The 20452-nt window shown below is 58.5% G+C and carries 24 protein-coding genes and 4 pseudogenes; 11 read left to right on the top strand and 17 right to left on the bottom strand.

Annotated elements, in window-relative coordinates; translation table 11 throughout:
* Positions 1-20 precede the first annotated feature (20 nt).
* From FHX10_RS13000 to FHX10_RS12990, 3 genes are read left to right on the top strand one after another with little or no spacing between them, the layout of a single operon-like run.
* Entirely contained in the window at positions 21-740 is a 720-nt protein-coding gene (locus FHX10_RS13000) for a hypothetical protein (RefSeq protein ID WP_127429983.1), read from the top strand.
* Positions 741-786: 46 nt separating this feature from the next.
* Positions 787-1299 carry a GlcG/HbpS family heme-binding protein gene (locus FHX10_RS12995; protein ID WP_127429982.1) on the top strand — a complete coding sequence of 171 codons (513 nt, stop codon included), beginning with the start codon at positions 787-789 and terminating at the stop codon, positions 1297-1299.
* 14 nt (positions 1300-1313) lie between these two features.
* Positions 1314-2132 carry an alpha/beta fold hydrolase gene (locus FHX10_RS12990; RefSeq protein ID WP_244604765.1) on the top strand — a complete coding sequence of 273 codons (819 nt, stop codon included), beginning with the start codon at positions 1314-1316 and terminating at the stop codon, positions 2130-2132.
* A 220-nt stretch (positions 2133-2352) separates the two neighbouring features.
* On the opposite strand, the gene FHX10_RS12985 is transcribed toward FHX10_RS12990, so the two are convergent.
* Together FHX10_RS12985 and FHX10_RS12980 are read right to left on the bottom strand one after the other, a co-directional pair.
* Complete coding sequence (locus FHX10_RS12985; RefSeq protein ID WP_127429980.1) at positions 2353-3975, bottom strand: GMC family oxidoreductase; 1623 nt, start codon at positions 3973-3975, stop codon at positions 2353-2355.
* A 183-nt stretch (positions 3976-4158) separates the two neighbouring features.
* On the bottom strand, positions 4159-4953 hold the full coding sequence (locus tag FHX10_RS12980) for an alpha/beta fold hydrolase (RefSeq protein WP_127429979.1): 795 nt from the start codon (positions 4951-4953) through the stop codon (positions 4159-4161).
* Between the two features lie 142 nt (positions 4954-5095).
* Here FHX10_RS12980 and FHX10_RS12975 point away from each other — a divergent pair, with 142 nt between their 5' ends.
* On the top strand, positions 5096-5563 hold the full coding sequence (locus tag FHX10_RS12975) for a MarR family winged helix-turn-helix transcriptional regulator (RefSeq protein WP_097623340.1): 468 nt from the start codon (positions 5096-5098) through the stop codon (positions 5561-5563).
* A 20-nt stretch (positions 5564-5583) separates the two neighbouring features.
* Here the strand turns inward: FHX10_RS12975 and FHX10_RS12970 are convergent, their stop codons facing one another.
* Together FHX10_RS12970 and FHX10_RS12965 are read right to left on the bottom strand one after the other, a co-directional pair.
* Positions 5584-6363 carry an SDR family oxidoreductase gene (locus tag FHX10_RS12970; RefSeq protein ID WP_097623339.1) on the bottom strand — a complete coding sequence of 260 codons (780 nt, stop codon included), beginning with the start codon at positions 6361-6363 and terminating at the stop codon, positions 5584-5586.
* Positions 6360-6683 carry a nuclear transport factor 2 family protein gene (locus FHX10_RS12965; RefSeq protein ID WP_127429978.1) on the bottom strand — a complete coding sequence of 108 codons (324 nt, stop codon included), beginning with the start codon at positions 6681-6683 and terminating at the stop codon, positions 6360-6362. Before FHX10_RS12965 ends, FHX10_RS12970 begins: the two co-directional genes overlap by 4 nt.
* A gap of 96 nt (positions 6684-6779) precedes the next feature.
* Here FHX10_RS12965 and FHX10_RS12960 point away from each other — a divergent pair, with 96 nt between their 5' ends.
* Positions 6780-7685, top strand: a complete 906-nt coding sequence (locus tag FHX10_RS12960; protein ID WP_127429977.1) for a LysR family transcriptional regulator — start codon at positions 6780-6782, stop codon at positions 7683-7685.
* 393 nt (positions 7686-8078) lie between these two features.
* Here FHX10_RS12960 and FHX10_RS12955 read toward each other — a convergent pair whose 3' ends face one another.
* The 3 genes from FHX10_RS12955 to FHX10_RS12945 form a co-directional block, all read right to left on the bottom strand.
* Positions 8079-8357: a hypothetical protein gene (locus FHX10_RS12955; RefSeq protein WP_097623337.1), complete on the bottom strand. Its 279-nt coding sequence runs from the start codon at positions 8355-8357 to the stop codon at positions 8079-8081.
* 9 nt (positions 8358-8366) lie between these two features.
* Positions 8367-8666, bottom strand: a complete 300-nt coding sequence (locus FHX10_RS12950) for a DUF982 domain-containing protein (protein ID WP_184389472.1) — start codon at positions 8664-8666, stop codon at positions 8367-8369.
* A 75-nt stretch (positions 8667-8741) separates the two neighbouring features.
* Positions 8742-9218 (bottom strand): Hsp20 family protein, encoded by a 477-nt coding sequence (locus FHX10_RS12945; protein WP_097623335.1) that lies wholly within the window; start codon positions 9216-9218, stop codon positions 8742-8744.
* A gap of 13 nt (positions 9219-9231) precedes the next feature.
* Between FHX10_RS12945 and FHX10_RS35685 the strand changes: the two genes are divergently transcribed.
* A complete protein-coding gene (locus FHX10_RS35685) occupies positions 9232-9915 on the top strand; it encodes a hypothetical protein (protein WP_184389470.1) in 684 nt (227 codons plus the stop codon).
* A gap of 113 nt (positions 9916-10028) precedes the next feature.
* Here FHX10_RS35685 and FHX10_RS12935 read toward each other — a convergent pair whose 3' ends face one another.
* A complete protein-coding gene (locus tag FHX10_RS12935) occupies positions 10029-11102 on the bottom strand; it encodes a PAS domain S-box protein (protein ID WP_127429976.1) in 1074 nt (357 codons plus the stop codon).
* 338 nt (positions 11103-11440) lie between these two features.
* Between FHX10_RS12935 and FHX10_RS35090 the strand changes: the two are divergent.
* The 4 genes and pseudogenes from FHX10_RS35090 to FHX10_RS12920 all read left to right on the top strand — a co-directional run.
* A pseudogene (locus tag FHX10_RS35090) lies at positions 11441-11563 on the top strand (type II toxin-antitoxin system VapC family toxin); the annotation flags it as partial.
* Between the two features lie 302 nt (positions 11564-11865).
* Positions 11866-12201 (top strand): helix-turn-helix domain-containing protein, encoded by a 336-nt coding sequence (locus FHX10_RS12930; RefSeq protein ID WP_127429975.1) that lies wholly within the window; start codon positions 11866-11868, stop codon positions 12199-12201.
* Positions 12194-13441, top strand: a complete 1248-nt coding sequence (locus FHX10_RS12925) for a type II toxin-antitoxin system HipA family toxin (RefSeq protein ID WP_127429974.1) — start codon at positions 12194-12196, stop codon at positions 13439-13441. Before FHX10_RS12930 ends, FHX10_RS12925 begins: the two co-directional genes overlap by 8 nt.
* A gap of 13 nt (positions 13442-13454) precedes the next feature.
* The gene (locus tag FHX10_RS12920; RefSeq protein WP_097596206.1) at positions 13455-13661 is read left to right on the top strand and encodes a hypothetical protein; all 207 of its coding nucleotides are present in this window, start codon (positions 13455-13457) and stop codon (positions 13659-13661) included.
* 251 nt (positions 13662-13912) lie between these two features.
* Here FHX10_RS12920 and FHX10_RS12915 read toward each other — a convergent pair.
* The 8 genes and pseudogenes from FHX10_RS12915 to FHX10_RS12890 form a co-directional block, all read right to left on the bottom strand.
* A pseudogene (locus FHX10_RS12915) lies at positions 13913-14830 on the bottom strand (KUP/HAK/KT family potassium transporter); the annotation flags it as partial.
* 10 nt (positions 14831-14840) lie between these two features.
* Positions 14841-15149, bottom strand: a complete 309-nt coding sequence (locus FHX10_RS12910; protein ID WP_127429973.1) for a type II toxin-antitoxin system RelB/DinJ family antitoxin — start codon at positions 15147-15149, stop codon at positions 14841-14843.
* Positions 15150-15497: 348 nt separating this feature from the next.
* A pseudogene (locus FHX10_RS35085) lies at positions 15498-15719 on the bottom strand (IS110 family transposase); the annotation flags it as partial.
* A gap of 151 nt (positions 15720-15870) precedes the next feature.
* Positions 15871-16461 (bottom strand): DUF416 family protein, encoded by a 591-nt coding sequence (locus FHX10_RS12905; protein WP_184389467.1) that lies wholly within the window; start codon positions 16459-16461, stop codon positions 15871-15873.
* A complete protein-coding gene (locus FHX10_RS35455; protein WP_280178050.1) occupies positions 16445-16957 on the bottom strand; it encodes an NAD(P)-dependent oxidoreductase in 513 nt (170 codons plus the stop codon). Before FHX10_RS35455 ends, FHX10_RS12905 begins: the two co-directional genes overlap by 17 nt.
* Positions 16942-17361, bottom strand: a complete 420-nt coding sequence (locus tag FHX10_RS35450; RefSeq protein ID WP_281413908.1) for an NAD(P)-dependent oxidoreductase — start codon at positions 17359-17361, stop codon at positions 16942-16944. Before FHX10_RS35450 ends, FHX10_RS35455 begins: the two co-directional genes overlap by 16 nt.
* Positions 17362-17560: 199 nt before the next feature.
* On the bottom strand, positions 17561-18088 hold the full coding sequence (locus tag FHX10_RS12895) for a GNAT family N-acetyltransferase (RefSeq protein ID WP_097596161.1): 528 nt from the start codon (positions 18086-18088) through the stop codon (positions 17561-17563).
* Positions 18085-18363 (bottom strand): DUF1778 domain-containing protein, encoded by a 279-nt coding sequence (locus tag FHX10_RS12890; protein ID WP_097596198.1) that lies wholly within the window; start codon positions 18361-18363, stop codon positions 18085-18087. Before FHX10_RS12890 ends, FHX10_RS12895 begins: the two co-directional genes overlap by 4 nt.
* Before the next feature lie 698 nt (positions 18364-19061).
* Between FHX10_RS12890 and FHX10_RS12885 the strand changes: the two are divergent.
* Positions 19062-19729 (top strand): annotated as a pseudogene (locus FHX10_RS12885) (transposase); the annotation flags it as partial.
* A 318-nt stretch (positions 19730-20047) separates the two neighbouring features.
* On the opposite strand, the gene FHX10_RS12880 reads toward FHX10_RS12885, so the two are convergent.
* Positions 20048-20380, bottom strand: coding sequence for a DUF6572 domain-containing protein (locus tag FHX10_RS12880; protein ID WP_127429971.1), 333 nt, complete (start codon positions 20378-20380; stop codon positions 20048-20050).
* Positions 20381-20452: the final 72 nt, after the last annotated feature.

The following is a 20452-nucleotide window of genomic DNA, read 5'->3' as shown; positions in this document are numbered from 1 at the left end:
TCCATTCGAAGGGCCTTCTCATGAACACGCTTGCGCAGAAGATCATCGATGCCCATGGCGGCCTCGACACCTGGAAGACATTCACCGGCCTCACTGCGCATCTGAAGCAGGGCGGTGCGCTCTGGGACCTCAAGGGCCATGGCGGCAAACTCGGCGAGACCAATGTCACGGTCTGGTTGGGCGATGAATGGGCGTCCCACCATCCGTTCGGAGCCGATGGCAAGGTTACTCTGTTCCGGCCCGAGAAGGTTGAGATCAAGGACAGCTCGGGTCGGGTGCTTGAGGAACTGGAAGCCCCCCGCGCCTCATTCGCCGGCCACACGCTCGAGACGCCGTGGACGGACCCGCAGCTAGCCTACTTTGTCGGGATTGCCATGTGGACTTATCTCAATATGCCGTTCCTTCTGGCCGCTCCTGGCGTCGTTAGCGAACAGCTCTCCGACTGGAGCGAGAACGAGGAGACTTGGCAGCGTCTCAAGGTGACGTTCCCGAAGGGAATCGCAACCCACAGCACCGTCCAGACGCTTTACGTGGATGCGGACGGTCTGCTGAAACGGCACGACTACGACGTGGAAATCGCCGGCAACACGCCGGGTGCCCATTACATCGACGGCTACACGACGGTATCGGGGATCAAATTCCCAACCGAACGGCGCATTTTTCCGCGTCAGGCCGACGGGACATCGCTTCCGGAACCTCTCGTCGTGTCGATCGACCTTTCCGACATAACGCTGCGCTGAACGCCAGTCGGCGATAGCAATGCTGCCCGCCCCTAAGGAAAACGTGATGTATGTTCCTGAAGTCAGTCTGGCCGTCGCCATGGCAGCGATCATGGCCGCAGAGACCAAGGCGACCGAGATCGGCGTCCGGGTGGCCATCGTCGTGCTTGATCGCGGCGGAGAGCAGATCGCCATGGCGCGTATGGACGGCGCCTGGCCGGGGGCGTTCGATCTGGCCTTTGGCAAGGCTGAGACGGCTCGATCGTTTCATGCGTCCTCTGCCGCATTCGTCCCGATGATCCAGCCGGGCGCGGGTCTCTTTACCGTCGGGAATGCCTGCGCCGGCAAATATGTCATCCTTCCCGGCGGCCTTCCGATCGAACTGGAAGGGCACGTCGCAGGAGCGGTCGGTGTGAGTGGCGGCTCCGGGGAACAGGACGCGCTCATTGCTCGAAGCAACTGTCCTCGAGCAAGGAAAAACGTGACCACCAGACACTGGCCGCAATCACAACGGTTGTTTGTCCGCAATGACGAAGGCGACCGGATGGGGTTAGCGCATCGAAAAGGATCTCCGTTATGACGACTGAATTGCTGATGCCGAGAACTGCCTCCTTTGTTGACATCGACGGCCTTAAGATCCGATTGGTCCGGTCGCCTTCGGACACAGGTCTGCCGGTACTGATCACAGCGCCATGGCCCGAGAGTATCTATGCCTTCAATCTCGTCTGGCCTCGGATCTGCGCCTTGGGTCCCGTCACGGCGGTCGATCTTCCAGGCTTCGGCATGTCCGAGAGCAGGCCGGATCTGATGTCGCCCGAGACGATGGGTCAGTTCCTCATCCGGACGATGGATGAGCTTGGCATCGAACGCGCGCATGTCGTTGCGCCGGATGTCGGTACGCTGGCGGCGCTCTTCGCTGCGAGCAGCAATCCGGAGCGCTTTGAAAGCATCGTCGGCGGCAGCGGTGGCATCAGTCTGGAGCTTCTGGGCGAACCGTTGCGGCAAATTGTAGGATCATCAAGGGACGACTTTGCCGGCTCGGATGGCGGCGAACAGGTCTATCAGCTGGCCAAGACCATGGCGCGGGGCCCCATCCCGGAGGTCATTCTGGAGGATTACCGGGCGTCTTCCAAAGGGCAGCGCTGGAACGAGGTCGCGGATTTTGTGCGCGCCTATCGTCGCGACCTTCCCCGATTGGCGGAGTTGTTGCCGACGATAGCGACACCGACATTGGTGGTTTCAGGAAAGGACGACCCGTACGTTCCGCCATCGAACGGGCAGTTTCTAAATCATCGCATGCCGCATTGCCGCGCCGAAGTGATCGAGGCCGGTCACTTCGTCTGGGAAGATGCAGCTGAGACCTATGGGAAGCTCATCTCTGAGTGGATCACCGGAAGCTATCGGGACATCTGAACCATCCCACAATCAGAGTAACTGTTCACAAGCCGCAGCAGCCTGTCAGGGTCGTCGGCAAGGGCATTGAACGCGATGAAAGCGGCGGACTGCCATAACCGTTTTCGCACTGGGCGGGTTTCAGCTCTTGAGCCATTACGATCCGTCGCCCGTTTAACGCAAACGCCGGCGGCCCGCTTAGGCTGGCCGCCGAGCTTCACATGAATCTCTTCATGATGGACTAAGCCAGTCCTCCGCTCAAGTTCGGAAGGCTATGCGTCGCCCGAATGAGATCAGCCGCCCGCTCTCCGATGACAACGCAAGGTGCCATCGTATTTCCAGTTGTGATCCGCGGCATGATCGAGGAGTCTGCGATGCGCAGGCCATCGATGCCGTAGACCTTGAGCTCGCTGTCGACCACCGACATGCTGTCGCGTCCCATTTTGGCTGTGCAGGATTGATGCCAATAGGTCACGGCCGAACGCCGGATAAAGTCGATCATCCCCGATCGGTCGCGCCCGCCCGGAGCCGCCTCGTCTGTCACCAGTGGCGAGAAGGCATCACTGTTTCCGAGTTCGCGACACAATTCCACCGCAGCCAAGGCAGCCGCCATGTCTTCCGGCGCGCTGAGAGAATTCGGTTCGATCAGGATAGGGTCATTTATATTGGGGCCGGAGAGCCGCAGTCGACCACGGCTTTTTGGCTGGGCGAGACCGCTAAACATCGTCCAGCCATGTTGCGGTGTTTCGAGGCCCGTCTCGATCGGGGACGGCACAGCGAACTCCAACTGGCACTGAAGAATGTCCGGCTGCGCAAGCCGCGAGTCGGTTTTCCAGTAGAGTTTTGCTTCGCAGCCGCTACCACCGACGGCTTCTGGTTTTCGATATGCCCACGTGCACCCGAATGCGAGATGATCCTGATGATTGCGCCCAACGCCAGGTAAGTGTTGAACCACGGGAATGCCGTGGGCTTGCAGCTCATCTTCCGGACCTATGCCGGACTGCATCAACAATTTCGGAGTGTTGATCGCGCCTAGCGACAGTACCGTTTCGCAACGCGCCGTGAATTGATGCCGCTGAGCATCGATGAGAACCTCGACCCCCGTCACGCGCTTGCCATCGAAAATGAGGCGCGTGACCAGTACGTCGGTCAGCACAGTCAGGTTTGGGCGCGACATGAGCGGGCGGACATAGGATCCAAAGACAGACTCCCGCTTGCCATCCCGGATCCGCAGCTCAGCGATAGATGCGCCGCCCGGGCCCTCCATCATTTCACCGTTCGGGCTATCGTAGACGGGAATGCCGATAGTGGATGCCGCACTCAACAAGGCCCCCGCGATCGGTTGGGGCGCCTGCGGCTGCGCTACGTAGGCCGGTCCTCCCACGCCGCGACGCGCTGGGTCCGGAGCGCCCTGCCAATCTTCGATCCGGCGATAGTAGCCGAGGATGGACTGATAGCCCCACGCGTCATCGCCGGCTTCAGCGGCAAAGTAGTCCCAATCTCCCTTGTGTCCTCTGGCCCACACCATGACATTGATGCTCGAACCGCCACCGAGCCCTTTGCCCATGCTGAGAGGAAGACGTCGACCGTCCAGGCCAGGTGCCGGTTGTCCGACAAAACCCCAGTCCCGGACCGAGCCGAGATTGAGCGGCCACTGCGCAGGGTTTGTAACGGTCTCGGCCGCATCGTCCCCGCCTGCCTCCAGCAGCAGGACACTTGCGTTTTCATTCTCTGCCAGTCGTGCGGCAACAACGGAGCCGCTGGACCCGGCGCCGCAGACGATGAAGTCGAAAACAACATCGACCTCGCTCTGAGGAATGGGCGGATTTTCGGGTGCCTTCTTGTCATGACTATTCGGCTTCACGTGGTTACCTCCGTGAATGGATTGAGGAAAATTGCAAAAGTGTTGGGGAATCGGGCAATGGATCCTTGTCCGAGATCGTGCGGCCTTTTATGTGCTCGCTTTGCCCGACCCCGCTCGGTTCGACAGCCCTTGCTCGTCGTCATCGGGACAGTGCGGGCTGTCCCGATGAAACTGCGTCTGTCATTACTTCTTCGCTGAGACAGCCGTGGCTGCCTGAGCAATGGTATCCGCGACCACCGTCGGCTGCGTCATGAACAGGGCGTGGCTCGCTGACACCTTGGTGATCTTCGCCTTGATGCGTTCCGCCATGTGGATCAGCATGGCCTGATCGAATGCCTTATCCTCGGTAGCAATCACAGCCCAGCTGGGCTTGGTGTGCCAGGCAGCATGTTCGAGCTTCGTGCCGAACGCTGACATGTTGATCGGGACTTGCGCATCCCTCATGAACGCAACATCCGCATCGCTGACGTCATGAGCGAAACCAGCCTTGAACTTTTGCGGACTGACATATCCAAAGCCATCCTTCGTGGTCTCGATGACGAATTCCGATGCGGGAGCAAATCCTTGGTATTGTTGAGCCGTTGTCTCGCCTGCATCAGGAGAGAGAGCCGAGACGTAAACGAGGCCTGCAACCTTTGCATCAATTCCAGCTTCCGTGATGACCGTGCCGCCCCAGGAATGACCAACGAGAATGACCGGACCATCCTGCCGTTCCAGCACACGTTTGGTAGCCGCGACATCGTCTTCGAGAGATGTCAGGGGGTTCTGAACAATGCTGACGCGATATCCACGCTTGGTGAGAATGTCGTAAACACCCTTCCAGCCAGAGCCGTCGGCGAAGGCGCCGTGGACGAGCACAACGTTTTTCACGGACTGGTCTTGAGGAATGGTGTCGCCGGCGTTCGCCGGCAATGCGGCTGCGGACAGTGAGGCTGCAGCAGCAATTGCGGCTACGGTGGTCGTGGTCATGCGTGTCATGGCTGTCTCCTCGTTAATTGCGATAACTGTTATCGCGATATACATAAGCTGGCAGACTTTAGATGGCGCGTCAAGATAATTCTTATCGCGATATTTAATTTTGCTGTTGCATAGGTTATATAGAGATCCACAGGAGCTCAGAATGACCGAACGCCATAACGACCCACCCCCCCTGCACGACCAACTGTGCTACGCGATTTACACTGCCGGAATTGCAATCCAGCGCGCCTACAAACCTCTTCTCGACGAGTTGGGCCTGACGTACCCGCAGTACCTCGTGCTCAATGTGTTGTGGAGCGAAGATGGGCAGACGGTGGGTGCCATTGCCAACGCCCTTGCCCTGGAATCCAGCACGCTGACGCCGCTTCTAAAGCGCCTTGAGATATCCGGCCTGTTGCGCAGGACGAGAAACCTGAGCAACGAGCGCCAGGTGTTGATTGCTTTGACCGACGAAGGCCGGGCATTGCAGCACAAGGCTGGCTGTCTCAGCGATACCTTGCTTGCTGCCTCGACCCAGACACCGCAGGACTTGGCCGCTCTGAACCGCGACGTGCGTTATCTGCGCAACGCGATCTACTCCCAGATCGGCGGGTGGGATGCGCCGACCTGATTTGCCGTGCATGTCGGCGCCTAGGCTGTTGGCACTGTCCCTCCATCGATTGTATATTCGGTACCAGTGATCGACGCAGCGCGGTCGGAGGCGAGGAAGGCAATGAGGTTTGCGACCTCTTCCGGCTTTGCCGGCCGCCCCAGCGGAATGCCGCCCAGCCCGTCCATGATCATCTTTTTGCCTCCCTCAAGGTCAGTTCCCGCCTGCTTCGCCAGGCGCTCGGCAAGATGGACCGAAGCTTCCGTTTCGATCCAGCCTGGCGACACCCGAACGACGCGAACACCTTTTGGCGACACTTCCTTCGACATTGCCTTGCTGTAGGTGGAAAGTGCTGCCTTGGCTGCAGCGTAGGCAGTCGTCGATTCCGGAAGCGGCAGAACCCTCTGGATGGATGTCACATGCACCACCACACCGTTTCCCCGAGCGACCATGTCCGGAACCAGTTGCCGATCCAGGCGAACGGCCGGAAAGAGGTTGAGCGACAGCTCCTTATGCCAGTCGTCTTCCGACAATGCAGAAAATCCGCCTCCGGCTGCAGAAGAGCCACCCAGCATATGGACGATGACGTCGACGCCGCCATGGCGCCGCCGCGTGGCCTCTGCGACGATTGCACATCCCTCTTCGGTGGTCAGGTCGGCCTCGACGAACAATTCTTCCGGCAGGTTTTTCGGGCGGGCCCGCGCTGTCGTCAGCACCTGCGCGCCGAGTTCCCGAAACAGTCTGACGGTCGCGGCGCCTGTACCCTTGGTTCCAGCCGTAATGAGGGCACGTTTGCCCCTCAGGTTGAGAAAGTCGGTCATGAACGGATCTCCAGCCTGACGATCCTGTCGTCCTTGATGGTGAAGTCGTGGGTGAGCATCACCGGGCTACCGGGAAAGTGGCCGCTCACCCTCGCCCGGACGAGTGCCTTGTCGCCTTCAACCATGAATTCCACGGGTTCTGCACGGTATTGGGTGGCCTTCTTCGCAGCCACCCACCATCCACGGATTGCAACAATGCCATGATGACGCGCATTTTCGTCCTCGACCACCGCTTCAATTGCAAAGGTGTTCAACAGCGTATCCACGTCGCTGCGGCTGTCTGCGTCAAAGTAATTGTTCACAATATCGGGCATATCCATCCTGTTTCTCCTCATGATCTGACCCGATAGTTAGCGCTCGACCATTGCACGAATAAGTGGGATAAACCGGCATGCGATATTGAACAGATCGGGACAATGGAACAGGCCAGCCTGAAGGAACTCGAAGCGGCCGCCGCGATCGCGCGGCGCGGGACATTCCGCGCAGCCGCCATCGATCTCGGCATGTCCACGACCGCGCTGAGCCACACGATAGGCAGGCTTGAGGCGGGACTGGGTGTGCGATTGTTCAACCGCACTACGCGCAGCGTGTCGCTGACAGATGCCGGCAGGATCTTTGTGCAGCAGGTCGCGCCATCGCTCCAGGACCTCCATGCCGCTCTGGATCTGGTACGCTCGCAACGCGAGACACCTTCCGGAACGATAAGGATCAACGCCGCCCCGTTTGCCGCGCGCGCCATCATCTCACCGCTCGTGCTTGAGTTCCTGCGCCGCTATCCCGACATGAATATCGATATCGTCACCGAAGGAAAAATGGTCGATATCGTCAAGGACGGTTTCGATCTGGGTGTCAGGGTTGCAGGCCTCGTTCCCAGCGACATGATCTCCGTTTCGCTCGGCCGCCCTCAACGACACGCCGTGGTTGGTTCTCCTGAGTATTTCGAGCAGCATCGCAAGCCCGTGGTTCCTCCTGATCTTCTCAATCACAGATGCATTCGTGTTCGGTTGCCGGACGGCTCCTTGTTTAGATGGCGTTTTGAGAAGGACGGCGAGCAAGTGCAGATTGATGTGCGGGGACCGCTTGCGCTTGATGAAGCCAGCCTGACAAGGACTGCGGTGCTTGAAGGTGCCGGCGTCGGCTATATTTTTGAACAAGACATTCTTCCGGAAATCGAGGCGGGGCGCGTCATCCGTATTCTGGAAGATTGGACGCCCCCGTATCCAGGGCTTTGCCTGTATTATCCCGGGCGCCGAAACCTCTCGGCCGGAGTCAGAGCGTTCTTGGAATTAGCTCGTGAACTCTCGCGACCGGCAGCCGGGTGAACCCGTCGTCGACGGCGACGCGGTGAAATGCGATGGGCGGAACATGCGGCTGCTAGGAGAAGGCTGTCCGTTCGGGTATTGATACTGGCCGAGCGCGGCCTGAAAGCGGTGTTCAGCGGCGCGGGGACAACACACCTACGCACTTCAAGCTGTCCGTGTACTTGCTCGGCGTCTCGCTCTCGTCGCTGACCGACGAGCAGTCCAGCGCCGGGACCGAGGGGAGCCCGCAACTCGATCTCAAACTTAACAGGACCAAGGCGCCGAAAACGAAAAAGCCTGCCGCGGGGGAGGTGCGGCGAGCGCCTGGCAGGATTATTTCGGTCGGCAGGGCGTTCCCTCGAACAGGCGATCAAGCGGCTCGCCAAGAAGCAGGCCGCTTGAACGCGCAGTCCGTCAGACACCATAGCGCCGATCGAGTTCTTTCAGCGCGAACTGTACCTCATCGATCGAAATCGGCTCTGGCGTTCCCGGCACCTGCCGCAGGGCCGGCTTCGAGTCGATAGCGTAAAAGTCGGAGGCCCAGGCCGCGAGGATCGCCCGCTTATCATCGACGGAAAGAGCCGGCTCTCTCACCACATCGATTGGCCGCTGAAGCTGCATACCCTGAAGCAAGACCGCGGGTCCCATCGCCATCGCGTTGCTGGCCGCCTGCTGCAACATGTCGTACGTCATCGGACCGCCTCACTGTACGTGTGGATCCCGGTCACGCCGCAAGCGTGAGGCCGCGAACATATTGGTGTCCGGGGCCAGCAGATCGTGTTTCTCGGCGAAGGCCAAAAACAGGCCACGCGCGGTTTCTGCTTCAATCTCGCCACACAGTGCCGCACTGCAGGCTTTGAGGGCAATCGCATGCGCGCTGTCCCTGAGTGACGTCGGCCACTCGGAAAGATGCCGGTAGGCATCCATGATGTTGCGAACCTCCGCTGGGTAGCCAAGGCCAACGAGAATGGAAACAGGCCGTCTAAACATATCGGGTTTCATCGCTCTCTCCTTCCCAACCCGGAATGTTGATGGGGCGCCGACGTGGCGGCGCCCTCGTTCTGCGGTCAATGCGGGTCAAGCTGCCTTCTGCGCCTCGATCTGCGCCGGGGCGGCCGAAGGCACCAGAGCAGGCTCGGTCTGGATGGAGATCTTTCGCGGCTTCAACGCCTCCGGGATCTCGCGAACCAGATCGATCGACAGGAGACCATTGTTCAGATCCGCTCCGTTGACCCTGACATGGTCGGCGAGTTCGAACCGGTGCTCGAACGGCCGGGCGGCAATACCGCGATGCAGGTAGCCCTCGGCAGCCGCCTCCTGCTTCTTGCCGGTCACGGTCAGAAGGTTGGACTGGAAGGTGATGTCGAGATCGTCCCGGGCGAAGCCTGCCACCGCGATCGAAATCCGGTAGGTGTCGTCGCCGGTCTTGACAATGTCATAGGGCGGCCAGTCGCTGATCGACCGGGCGCGCTGGGCGTTTTCCAGAAGATTGAAAACTCGGTCGAAGCCGACGCTCGAACGGTAGAGCGGTGCATAGTCGTAAGATGTTGCCATAGCCATATCCTCCTTGAGCAACATGGATATGGAAGCGCCGAAAGCGGCGCTCCCAGCGAGGCCAGCCCTGATTCAGCAGCTGGCGGCAATCGATTTGGTTTTTGAGAATTTCGGATTCAAGAGTGGCGGCAGAAAAAAATTGCTCGTTTTCGGCTTCTGCCACCAGCTCGATCCAACTCATAAACGACTGCATTATCCTGAACTTCGCGCAAGGTGTTTTAGGATGCGTGACGCATTCGCCGTCGTCGGTCCAGCCCCGGAATTCGATCTCGACAATCAGCATCGGCTGGGCGAAGACGTGGCCGCGACGAAGCCGCAAGCAGCAGCAGCCGATGCCGCCGCGCGGCGAGCAAGACTTGGCACCAGTCGCACGCCTCTTGTCCGGCGAACCCGGATCGGCCGCTCAGTCGTATCCCCCAAGAAGCGCCTTTTCGATCGATCGGGTGTCCATCAAATGCCAAGATCAGCGCCCAGCAACGCCTCCTCGCGAATTGCGTGCGGAATGACTGTCTGCGAACGCCCATTTCATCCCTTTGTTCCTGTGACGCCGTCGGAGCCCGTGAATACAAGCCGAAGAGCTACGAAAAATCTTGAGGGGACCAACTTGACGGGCTCGATTGCCTGGAAGGACGGAAAGCCCCTGCCGCAGCTGCACCCAACCATCAGTTGGCGGTGGAGGTCGGGCGTGGTTCGATGAAGACCCATGTCAGGATCCTACCATCCCGCCTTGAACGCGTCGACGCGATCGGCGCCAACGTCCTGCAACTCGGTCCGGCCGGTTTTGACACGAGGCTGGCTGCGCTGCCTCGTTTAGTCGCTGATAACGCGGCGGGGGATGGACAGTCGAATCGAGAGTCCATCAGGCATCCACTCGCGCGAGATATCGACCCCGACGCTCTTTCCGATTATCTGCTCAAGCCGGCTTCCAAAACCGATCGAACGTGGCTCTGACGTAGGCTGTAGAGGACCACTGCTCTCCAGCCAGACGATCTCGAGGGTCTCGCCCTTCACCGCCGCTGCTATCTCCAGCTTTCCCTCTTCGACGGACAGCGCTCCATATTTCGCGGCGTTAGTCGCGAATTCATGGAACAGCAGCGCGAAGTTTGTAATTTTGGTGCCGCTGATGTCGATGTCATCTCCGATCAGCTGCCAACGATTGGCACCGTCCCGCTCATAGGGCGCGAGAATATTCGACAGAAGCTGAAAGAGGGTGGTCTCCGGAGCGCCGGTCGCCTCTTCACCGTTCAAACTCGGCAATGTCATCTCATGCGCCCGAGAGAGGGCCATCAACCTGTCCTTCATCCCCGCAGCGAGATCGGCAGTCGTCTTTGCCGTCCTTGCAGCAAGGGTGATGATGCTGCCGGTAATGGCAAACAGGTTTTTTACCCGGTGATGCATCTCGCGCATTAGAAGTTCCTGACGCTCGGCGGCGCGCTTACGCTCCGATATATCGCGGGCAATTTTCGATGCGCCGATGATCTTTCCGTTGCCATCCCGAATAGGCGAGATGGTAAGAGAAATATCGATCAGGGTACCGTCTTTACGTCGTCGTATCGTCTCGAAGTGGTCGACGCGCTCGCCGGCTTGGATGCGGGCGAGAATGGCGGGTTCCTCGTCGAGGCGATCGGGTGGAATGACGATCGTGATCGGGCTGCCGACAGCCTCGTCTGCCATATAACCGAAAAGACGCTCAGCGCCCTTGTTCCAAGTCGTGATGACTCCGCTGAGGCTCTTGCTAACGATCGCGTCGTCGGAGGATTCGACGATCGCTGCGAGGAAAGCTGCAGCATTATGTCCGTGCTGCGCAGCTTCTATGTCGGCCTCCAGCTGTCGCAAACGGAGCTGGGCCTGGGCCTCGTGTTGCTGGTGATCGGAAATCGACATTTACGCCCCGTCAATAAAACGCATTTTGAAGAAATCGAGACGGTCGCGACCGCCAATGCACCGCGACCATATTCGCTAAACACCACTAACAACAGTTAGAATAATATAAGGGTCGCAAATCCGTATGACGCCGTCCGAACGCGAGATCGCAGGCAAAATGCCTTCGCGTTGAAAAGTGCCGACCCGTTGATACCCAGCATCGAGAACACAGCCTGGAGCGTTGGCAAAGTGTCTGGCCATTACTGCGCGCCATGGAGGACGCGAAGAATACGAACCGCTGTTTCGGCAATTGCATACGCCGCGACGTACGGCGTGCCAATGACAATGATCGATCGCCACACTTGCTGGCATCAGTACTTCGCGACCGGCGCGCGGCCCTATGGACAAGAGACAAGCGCCTGAGGGCAGCGGCCGAAAAGGCGGGCGCTTGGCTATACATTTTTGTCAACAGGCCCAACTGAATGCCCAAATAGACTGCTCCTGGGGACCGGAGCAGTTTCGATCCCACGCCTTGATGAGATCAGAACCTTCGAACCCAAGCCTACTTGGCCTAAGGCGCTGATTTGCTTGAAACTCTGTGGCATAAGCCGCTATTAGGTAACATTAGCTGCTTCTGGTTCCGCATTAATGGGACCAGGATGGGCTCAACGCGCAACTTGGCGTAGGCACGACGAAGCGATCTGATCGTGCCCTGAACTTCCTCTGGAACAATTGTAAGCTTCGTGCTACATACCTAGTGCGATATGTAGTGCGAAGGTGGCAAATGCCAACACCTCATAATCCTCCGGCCGCTGTGCGGCGCGCGCTGCGCAAACTGGGTGCAGACATACATGACGCTCGCCGGCGTCGCCGCCTGCCTATGGCTGTTGTGGCCGAGCGTGCCTTTACCTCACGCTCAACGCTTCAAAAGATCGAAGCCGGGGACACCAATGTCAGCATCGGCATCTACGCAGGCGTTCTACAGGCACTCGGCTTGCTAGAGGGACTGAGCCAAGTCGCCGACATCAGTAACGACAGCGTCGGTCAGTCGCTCGCCAGTGCGCAACTCCCTAAACACGCCCACTCGAAGCGATCGCCGGGATCGTCGCGTGATGGCTGATTTCGAAGTTCATCTCGACTTACACGGCCGCACCCGTCCGATCGGGCTGGCGCGGAGTAATCGCGTGCGTGGTGCCGAGACGATCATGTTCGAGTATGACCGAGCCTGGCTTGAGGACACTGACCGCTTCTCGCTTGAGCCCGCGCTAGCCCTGACCCGGGGCGCTTTCGCGCCACCTGCCGGCCTTGCAACCTTTGGCTCCATTGGCGACTCTGCGCCCGATACCTGGGGTCGGCGCCTCATGCAACGCTCGGAGCGGCGTACGGCTGAGCGTGATGGCCGGGCCGTTCGCACACTGGCCGAAAGCGACTATCTGCTTGGCGTCGCGGACGAGACACGGCTCGGCGCGCTCCGCTTTCGCTGGGCTGGCGAGGAGCAATTCCAAGCGCCGGCCCGCGCCGGCGTCCCCGCCCTCATCGAGCTCGGCCGCCTGCTGCAGATCACCGAACGCATCCTGCGCGATGAGGAAACCGACGAAGACCTCCAACTTATCTTCGCACCTGGCTCGTCGCTTGGTGGAGCGCGGCCGAAGGCTTCTGTCATCGATCAACATGGCCATCTCTCGATCGCCAAGTTTCCTAAGGAAACCGACGATTACAGCATAGAGACATGGGAGGAGATTGCTATGCGACTGGCTGAACAAGCCGGCATAGTCACTCCCCTACACGAACTCATTGACGTCGGCGGAAAGAAGGTCATGCTCTCGCGTCGCTTCGACCGCGATTTTGGTATCCGCCTTCCATTCCTTTCCGCGATGGCGATGATGGGCGCAATGGACGGCGAGCGTGGCAGCTACCCGGAGATCGTGGACGCCCTGGCCGAGCACGGCGCACAGGGAAAAACCGATGCCCAAGCGCTCTATCGCCGCGTCGCCTTCAATGTGCTGATTTCCAACGTCGACGACCACCTGCGAAATCACGGCTTTCTGTGGCTTGGCAAAGGCGGCTGGTCGTTGTCCCCTGCCTATGACCTCAACCCGGTGCCTACAGACGTCAAAGCACGCATCCTGACGACTAACATCGACCTTGATGACGGCACCTGCTCGCTTGATCTGCTGGAAGAAGCTGCCGGATTCTTCGCGCTCACCCTCGCACAGGCACGCGCTATCATCAAGGAAGTCGCGACCTCCACCGCGACGTGGCGCGAGACCGCAAAAGCAGTCGGTGCGCGGTCGGCAGAGATCAACCGTATGGCCAGTGCGTTCGAGCACGATGATTTGCAGCGAGCGCTAGCCCTATGACGAGAAAGTGAAGATGCTCTCGCGAGCGGTCGAGCGCTGGTACCGCTACTATGAACTAGAGCACGACGATGGTGCCTCGGACGTGCTTTGCAACGCGGCGATCGCGCTCTTCAATGAAGGCTATCGTTCCGAAGGTGATATCGCGACGATGCTGATCGGGACATATGTCGGACTGGATGCGACGAAGGTCAACGCTCCAACCACAGCGACGCTTCATTGAACCGCGAGATATCAGTGATGGGAAAACCATCCAGCCATGCCAAGGCCGATAACCGCAAACTGGACTATGGCGATCACCGCAAGCGCGGCGATCGCAAGATAGAAGCGAAGGCGATCCCGGTCTGTCATCTCCCAATCCTCGGGCGGGGCGTCTACCGCAGGGCTGCGTCACGCTTCAAGTCCCGCTCTGCCGATTTCCGACGGCTAAGGATTGCCTCGAGGAAATGGTCCATATCGGGCGCTCGAGACGCATTAGATCGTCGTTTGAAGTCCGAGTTCCACGACCCGGCCGGTCGGAAGCCCAAAATAGTCCGTTGCATTGCCGGCGTTCTGAGCCAGCGTGATAAACAACCTGTCCTGCCAGAAAGGCAGGCCGCCTTTTTTGGAAGGCAGGATCGTACGGCGTGAAAGGAAGAAGGACGTCGACATGATGTCGAACTTGAGCCCGAGCTTGCGGACGAGAACGAGAGCACGGGGGATGTTCGGTGTTTCCATGTAACCGAAGGTGATAATCAGCCGGCTGAACAACGGATTGAAGCTTTCCAGAAAGATCTTCTCATTGTCCGGGACGAAGGGTTTCGTCGCGGTCACGACGCTGAGAATGACGTTTTGCTCATGCAGCACCTTATAATGCTTGAGGCTATGCAGCAGCGCGGTTGGCGCCCCCTCGACGTCGCTGGTGAGGAAGATCGCCGTTCCTGGGACTGTCGGCGGTCTCTTCTGGGCGAGCTTGTCGATGACCGCCGCCAACCGAACCTCGTCCATCTTGGTGCGGGCCGCAAGCAGGCGACGCCCAGCCATCCAGGTCTGCATGATAAGTCCCATCGTGCAGGCGACTGCGACGGGCACCCAACCGCCGTCCGCGAATTTGGCGACGTTTGCGGCGAAAAAGCCGACGTCGATGATAAAGAGCGGTGCAATCACAGCCGCTGCGACAACGGGCTTCCAGTTCCAGCCACGCAGCATGACGGCGAAGAGAAGCACGGAAGTGATCACCATCTCGCCGGTGACGGCGATGCCGTATGCGGCGGACAGGCCGCTGGAATTGCGGAAGTATAGAACGAGCGCGACGACGAAGATGAAGAGGAAGGAATTCACTTGCGGCATGAAGATCTGACCGGAATGCGTTTCCGACGTGTGTAGGATCTGAAGCCGTGGCAGCAGGCAGACCAGGTAAGCTTCACGATTTGCGCGCACCCGCGTTAAGGCGGGCTGCCGCTCGACGTTCAGCGAAATGCGCCTCGACTTCATCATCTGAGACGTCCGGTCGAATATCGTTCAGAGCTTCAAGTACCTTGGTGCGAAACCAAGCGTCGTGGGCCTCGCTGTCTGAAAGAAGCTCCAGCGGCAGCGCACCTTCGTTGGCCGTTCGGGTGAGTAAGATACGAACCGCATCAGATACGGTCAGCCCCATATTTCCAAGCACTGCGGAGGCACGATCCCGAACATCGGCATCGATACGAGTTTGTACCAGTGCATTTGCAGCCATAGCGATCTCCACTTTTTGGCGAAATGATAATGCAAATGAATGACAAACGCCATAGTGCTTTTAGGACCGCCTGCTGGATGAATAAGCAGCACGACCTAAACTGAGCAACCGAACAGTCCCGGCATTGAGCTATGTTTTTAGATCAGAACCGGGACGGACGCGCATTGCCATGCTTTAGGCGCGAGGAACCGACCCGCCCAAACGAACGGCTGTTCATGATGATGATCGCGTATGGGTGGAGGCCGAACTCAAGGACGTCGGTGATCAAGCTCTGACGCGCGGATTGGCTACCGCATTCCCGATAGTGCGTCCGGGGCTGCTCCGATCGCCTCGAATTATTTCACCCCACAGCCGCTTCTGGGGTGAGGTTGATGCATCGGATGGAATCTCTCCCTCCCGGCCGGATTCAGCGACAGCAATCGCATTCTTTAGTTTGGCAACATCGATTACGAACACTTCTCTATAGTCTGCCACGGCTCGTCCTCCTGTGATGAGGATCGGCTCGGCCTGTCCGAGCAACCCTCGGAAGACCAGTGCAGGGCGAGCCACCTCAGCTACGAAGACGGACATACGGTCTTACTGACGAGAGACAGTTGATCACAGGGATCATAAGTGGAAAATTCCAGTTCCAAGTGGCCTAATTTGACGGGGGCACGTCAAGTTCAGATCACAAGCGGTTCAAAACCCCCGGGACTCGGCCTGATGAACTTTCAGTGGCAGGTCAAAAGAACTCTCGCTCGTCTGGTTGAATTAGTTGTTCTCTGGAAGCCGCCGCGATCACGTCGGTGACTCGTCCTTGCAAGATCAATTCGTAGTCCCTTTTCTGCCGTACCAACTCACGCTGTACAATTGGATGAGCTAAAATCTCTGGCTCTTTTAGTTCATGCGCTTGCTTGCGAGAAAGATGGATAGCCGCTTGGTCCGCCGCCTCGTAGGCGCGGCGAAGCGCCCAAGTGGCTTCTTGTGCAGTTGCGTGTAGCTTTGTTCTGACCGAATAGCACAATGATGCGAAAGCATCTTCCGCAAGGGCATCTATAACCGTCCAAACGTGATCGTCCGGCGGCATCATCTCCATAATGCTTTCTAGCGCTTCCTCCCAAATGCCGCCGTGCCCATTTTCGCCGGGGGCTTCCCAAAGTTTTTCGATACATTTTGAAACCAAGGGATATCGGTCAAGACCGTACTCTTCACAATACCAAATTACATTGCCGGTCTGGCGAGAGGCGCACGCTGTCGCTAGGACGGTTAGCTCATAGGACGGGAGTTGTCCAAGTCTCTGAAGCAACTGCTGTTCATCAAATCCTTCCATCATTTCCACCACTCCGCATATCGTGAATCTGGTACCACCAAGCTGCTCGATGCGGGCGGCACAAGCCGGACAAAAATCGCGGGAAACCGACAATCGGTACGGAGACTGTCCGGTTTTCTTGGCTTGGTCCAGAGCCGTAATTTCTGCATGCGGCCACAATGTTCGTCGGTTCGCCGCGCTCGAACGCCTCGACGTTGTCGATCAGCTGATCGACAAGCGAGTGGACCGCTTCGCGGCTAGCCCACGCCACGTGCGGCGTCAGGATGAAGTTCGGCAGGTCGAGTAGGCGCATGAGAGGATGATCGTGGGCCGGAGGCTCGGTGGTGACGACGTCGAAGCCAGCGCCGCTGATCTGTCCAGTTCTCAATGCGTGTTCCAGCGCCGCCTCGTCAAATAGACCGCCGCGCGCGGTGTTGATCAAGAGCGGCCGCCTGGCCATCTGTGCGAACTCCGCGGTCGAGATCATGTTGCGGGTCGAAGGCATCAACGGCGAGTGCAAGGTGATGATGTCGCTGACCTCGAGGACCTCCTCGAAAGGCGTATGAGCGGCCCCATTCCCTTGGTGCCCTTGTAGTCGGAAAAGAGATCCTTCATCCCGAAGGCACGGCCAATGTCCGCCACCGTGCGTCCAAGCGCACCGTCACCGATGACACCGAGCGTCGAACCGGCGAGATCGTTGATCGGGAAGTCGAAGTAGCAGAACTGGTTTGCTTCCTGCCAGCGTCCGGCCTGTACCGAGTTGCGATAGGCGAGAAGACTGCGGCGAAGCGCAAGGATTAGAGCGAAGGTATGTTCGGGAATCGTATTGACCGCGTAGTTGCGGATGTTCGAGACCGTAACTTCGCGCTGTGCGCATGCGGCGACGTCGACGACGTCGGTTCCCGTGGCCGCAACGGCGACCAACTTGAGGTTGGGACAGAAGCGATCGCCGGACCTCGTACAGGAGCCTTGAAGGCCGCTTCGGCCTCTTTCCTCTCTAGACGGCTGCTGGGGCTCCCGGCTTTCCAGATGGCAATTGTGGTAGAGCTAGTCCTTAAGCTGATCGCCATGATGCAACAGTTCGCTTTCGGGGAAATCAATCGTGTCCCCGCGCCTTAGGGGATCAAAGAAGACGTTTAGCCCGCAAGTCGGCCGCGAAGGTGATGAGCGGCATCACGAGAGTCAGCGGCTTGTCCTTCAGCGGTTCGGCGCCATAGGAAGCGTACCAGTTGGCGGCGCGCTCGCCTTTGGCATCGATGATCAATAGAAGTCCCCCGCCCTCTCCTGCAAGTCGTAGGCAGCGGAGCGCTGCGGCGGCTAGGAGCTGGCCTCCCAATCCCTGTCCGGAAACCGCTCGGTCGGTAGCCAATCGCGCGAGCTTGAAGCCCGGCACATCATGGCGGGCAAGACCGCGTGTCATTGCATCAGGGACAGTTGCGTGCTCGACTGCCGAAGGCGCGATTGTATAGAACCCAAGAATGCGGTCGCGCACTGCGTCGTCGATAGCACAGAAGGTCTTCGAGGCATTCTGCTCATGGCTTTGTCGAGCAAAGCGGAGCAGGAACTCGTTCATCTGAGCGTCGCCGCAATCGAAGGCCGCCCGACCGTGAGACTTGGCGATCGGTTCCTCATGCCATGCAGGTAAAGTCATAGGCTGTCCGGCAAACCGGCAATCGCCGCGCGCAGCTTGGCGTTGGGTTTGGGCGGATTTTCCAGAAGCTCAAGAATGCGAAGATGATCGCGCTCTGACACTTTGATCGTTTCGGCTTCTTCGATCACAGCTTCTGCTTCTCGCAGTGCGGATTGGGTTACGAAATTCGTCAGATCGGTATTACGAAGTGCCGCAGCGCGCACGAGCTTAGCCTTGGCCGTGGCAGGCACCCTCAAACTCATACGCTCACTGTTCTCGTTCGCTATACTCGGCATGTCAGCCTCCATCTCTCAATGAAATATAGGCGAAACTCCTCTCGGCGTCAATGGTGTGCGCCTTCAAGGCGTACACGGCGGATGGGAGCAGTTCTATATCTTCTTGGCTTGCCTCAGGGCTTGCAGAACGTTGGGATCACCTGTCAGCTGTTCAGCGATTTTCAGACCATCGCGAACGCCCTCAGGAGCAACGGGCGTCCGATTTCGCCCGTTGACGCCCAGTACGGACGCAAAGTCTGCAGATAGTCCGAGCTGTCGGCGGCCCTGAAGTAGATCAGGCTCCATGTGAGATGCTGCTTGGCAACGCCATTCTTCGTGTCGCCAGGTTGATCAGTCTGTTCGCAGCACGGCGGCTGCGACAGTCACACTCGATGGCATTGAGCTTGATTGCGAAGATTGCAGGTGGCTCGCTCTCAAATACGGAGACCGTCTCGAAGTTCGCGAGTAACGACATCCCACTGTCATATCTGAGGTTGGCACTCCCGGCGGACGACGCGTAGAGTGTGGTGGCGAAGGAGCTTACCAACGTCGACGATCCGATGGACAGCATAGCAAGGAAATAAAACGCTGAACGCAAACGACGGGTTGCTCGCCTGCAGTATGCGCTGGCAGGCGAGTGACGTGCCCCCGTCAAATTAGGCCACTTGGAACTGGAATTTTCCACTTAAGATCCCTGTTGGGCAGAAGAGGAGAATTAGATGAAGGCCTCGAAGTTTTCGGAAGCGCAGATCGCCTTTGTTGTGAAGCAGGCAGAGGACGGGACGCCGATCGGTGAGGTCTGCCGCAAGGCAGGAATTTCGGACGCGACCTTCTACAATTGGCGCAAAAAATATGCCGGTCTGATGCCGTCAGAGATGAAGCGGTTGCGGCAGCTCGAGGAGGAGAACGCCAAGCTGAAGCGGATTGTTGCCGACCTGTCGCTGGACAAGGCGATGCTTCAGGACGTGCTGTCAAAAAAGCTCTGAAGCCTGCCCGCAAGCGCAAGCTTGTCGACACGATCAAGGCAGACTGGAAGGTTTCTATCCGGCGCGCATGTTCGGTGCTGAAGATTGACCGGTCGCTTTATGTCTACAAGTCCAGGCGCGGCGAGCAGGCCGAGTTGAAGCTGAAGATCAAAGACATCTGCCAGACACGGGTGCGTTACGGTTATCGTCGCGTTCATGTCCTGCTCAAGCGCGACGGGTGGCCCGTCAATCCGAAGCGAATCTATCGTCTTTACAAGGAGATGGACCTGCAACTCCGCAACAAGGTTCCCAAGCGTCGGGTCAAGGCGAAGCTGCGAGCCGACCGGACGGAGCCGACCCATTCCAATCACGTCTGGGCGATGGATTTTCCTTTTGCCGACGACGATGTTGGCAGGCGCATAGGCGATTGCCGTGGTCTTGCCGGTCGGGCCGTGCTCGACCGTGGTCGTGCTAGTCACCCCGTCGATCGTCGTGCTGGTGATGCCCTTGTCGCCGGCGCCGTTGTAGAAACGGGTGTAAGTCACCGTCGCATTGTCATTCTCGGCCTTGGTCAGCATGCCGGCATTGTGCGACTGGCCGGTGGCAGCCGGTTCGTCATAGGTGTTCTAGCCAGCAGCGTTGCCACCGTCGCACCCGGTTCCGTCACCTCCTTGCGGATCACCCGGCTGAGGCCGTAGGGCCGAAAATACGAGGACCTTTTCGCCGACGTGTGTTTAGAACTAACTTCCGCTAAACAGTCGGTACCGGAATTTTATTCCGGCACCTTCGACGATTTGCGCAAATTGGGCATAAAAGGCTTGGGCCTGCTCGCTCAGCTGATATTTGCCTACAATGTCTATTAAAACGGCCCTGTCTTTTGCGTTCGGGTATGTTTCTAAGATCTCACCGCTCTCAACAAAGCTCAAATAGGTATTGAGCTTTTCCTGCAGTAGGAAAAGGTGCTTACGGCCGTTTTCCGTCCAATCAAGGTGATCAGTAATCGTCAGGACTACCTCACCTGTGGAGTTATCAATCCCGATAGCATCAACTACATTCGTTTGATCAACAGACATTTCACTACCTCGTTTTACGGCCTATTAATATCGACTGTTGTGGGAGGTATTTGTGTGCCTCCAGGAAATCCT

This window comes from Rhizobium sp. BK591 (assembly GCF_014195045.1).
GTDB classification, from domain to species: Bacteria; Pseudomonadota; Alphaproteobacteria; order Rhizobiales; family Rhizobiaceae; genus Rhizobium; species Rhizobium anhuiense.
Note: the sequence above shows the minus strand (reverse complement) of the source record. Positions and strands in the feature narration are given on the sequence as shown.

Excerpts from the sequence above, each read along its gene's own strand:
- FHX10_RS13000 (WP_127429983.1), top strand. The coding sequence starts at position 21 with ATGAACACGCTTGCGCAGAAGATCATCGATGCCCATGGCGGCCTCGAC.
- FHX10_RS12995 (WP_127429982.1), top strand. The coding sequence starts at position 787 with ATGTATGTTCCTGAAGTCAGTCTGGCCGTCGCCATGGCAGCGATCATG.
- FHX10_RS12990 (WP_244604765.1), top strand. The coding sequence starts at position 1,314 with ATGCCGAGAACTGCCTCCTTTGTTGACATCGACGGCCTTAAGATCCGA.
- FHX10_RS12980 (WP_127429979.1), bottom strand. The coding sequence starts at position 4,953 with ATGACACGCATGACCACGACCACCGTAGCCGCAATTGCTGCTGCAGCC.
- FHX10_RS12975 (WP_097623340.1), top strand. The coding sequence starts at position 5,096 with ATGACCGAACGCCATAACGACCCACCCCCCCTGCACGACCAACTGTGC.
- FHX10_RS12970 (WP_097623339.1), bottom strand. The coding sequence starts at position 6,363 with ATGACCGACTTTCTCAACCTGAGGGGCAAACGTGCCCTCATTACGGCT.
- FHX10_RS12965 (WP_127429978.1), bottom strand. The coding sequence starts at position 6,683 with ATGGATATGCCCGATATTGTGAACAATTACTTTGACGCAGACAGCCGC.
- FHX10_RS12960 (WP_127429977.1), top strand. The coding sequence starts at position 6,780 with ATGGAACAGGCCAGCCTGAAGGAACTCGAAGCGGCCGCCGCGATCGCG.
- FHX10_RS12955 (WP_097623337.1), bottom strand. The coding sequence starts at position 8,357 with ATGACGTACGACATGTTGCAGCAGGCGGCCAGCAACGCGATGGCGATG.
- FHX10_RS12950 (WP_184389472.1), bottom strand. The coding sequence starts at position 8,666 with ATGAAACCCGATATGTTTAGACGGCCTGTTTCCATTCTCGTTGGCCTT.
- FHX10_RS12945 (WP_097623335.1), bottom strand. The coding sequence starts at position 9,218 with ATGGCAACATCTTACGACTATGCACCGCTCTACCGTTCGAGCGTCGGC.
- FHX10_RS12935 (WP_127429976.1), bottom strand. The coding sequence starts at position 11,102 with ATGTCGATTTCCGATCACCAGCAACACGAGGCCCAGGCCCAGCTCCGT.
- FHX10_RS12930 (WP_127429975.1), top strand. The coding sequence starts at position 11,866 with ATGCCAACACCTCATAATCCTCCGGCCGCTGTGCGGCGCGCGCTGCGC.
- FHX10_RS12925 (WP_127429974.1), top strand. The coding sequence starts at position 12,194 with ATGGCTGATTTCGAAGTTCATCTCGACTTACACGGCCGCACCCGTCCG.
- FHX10_RS12920 (WP_097596206.1), top strand. The coding sequence starts at position 13,455 with ATGCTCTCGCGAGCGGTCGAGCGCTGGTACCGCTACTATGAACTAGAG.
- FHX10_RS12910 (WP_127429973.1), bottom strand. The coding sequence starts at position 15,149 with ATGGCTGCAAATGCACTGGTACAAACTCGTATCGATGCCGATGTTCGG.
- FHX10_RS12905 (WP_184389467.1), bottom strand. The coding sequence starts at position 16,461 with ATGATGGAAGGATTTGATGAACAGCAGTTGCTTCAGAGACTTGGACAA.
- FHX10_RS12895 (WP_097596161.1), bottom strand. The coding sequence starts at position 18,088 with ATGACTTTACCTGCATGGCATGAGGAACCGATCGCCAAGTCTCACGGT.
- FHX10_RS12890 (WP_097596198.1), bottom strand. The coding sequence starts at position 18,363 with ATGCCGAGTATAGCGAACGAGAACAGTGAGCGTATGAGTTTGAGGGTG.
- FHX10_RS12880 (WP_127429971.1), bottom strand. The coding sequence starts at position 20,380 with ATGTCTGTTGATCAAACGAATGTAGTTGATGCTATCGGGATTGATAAC.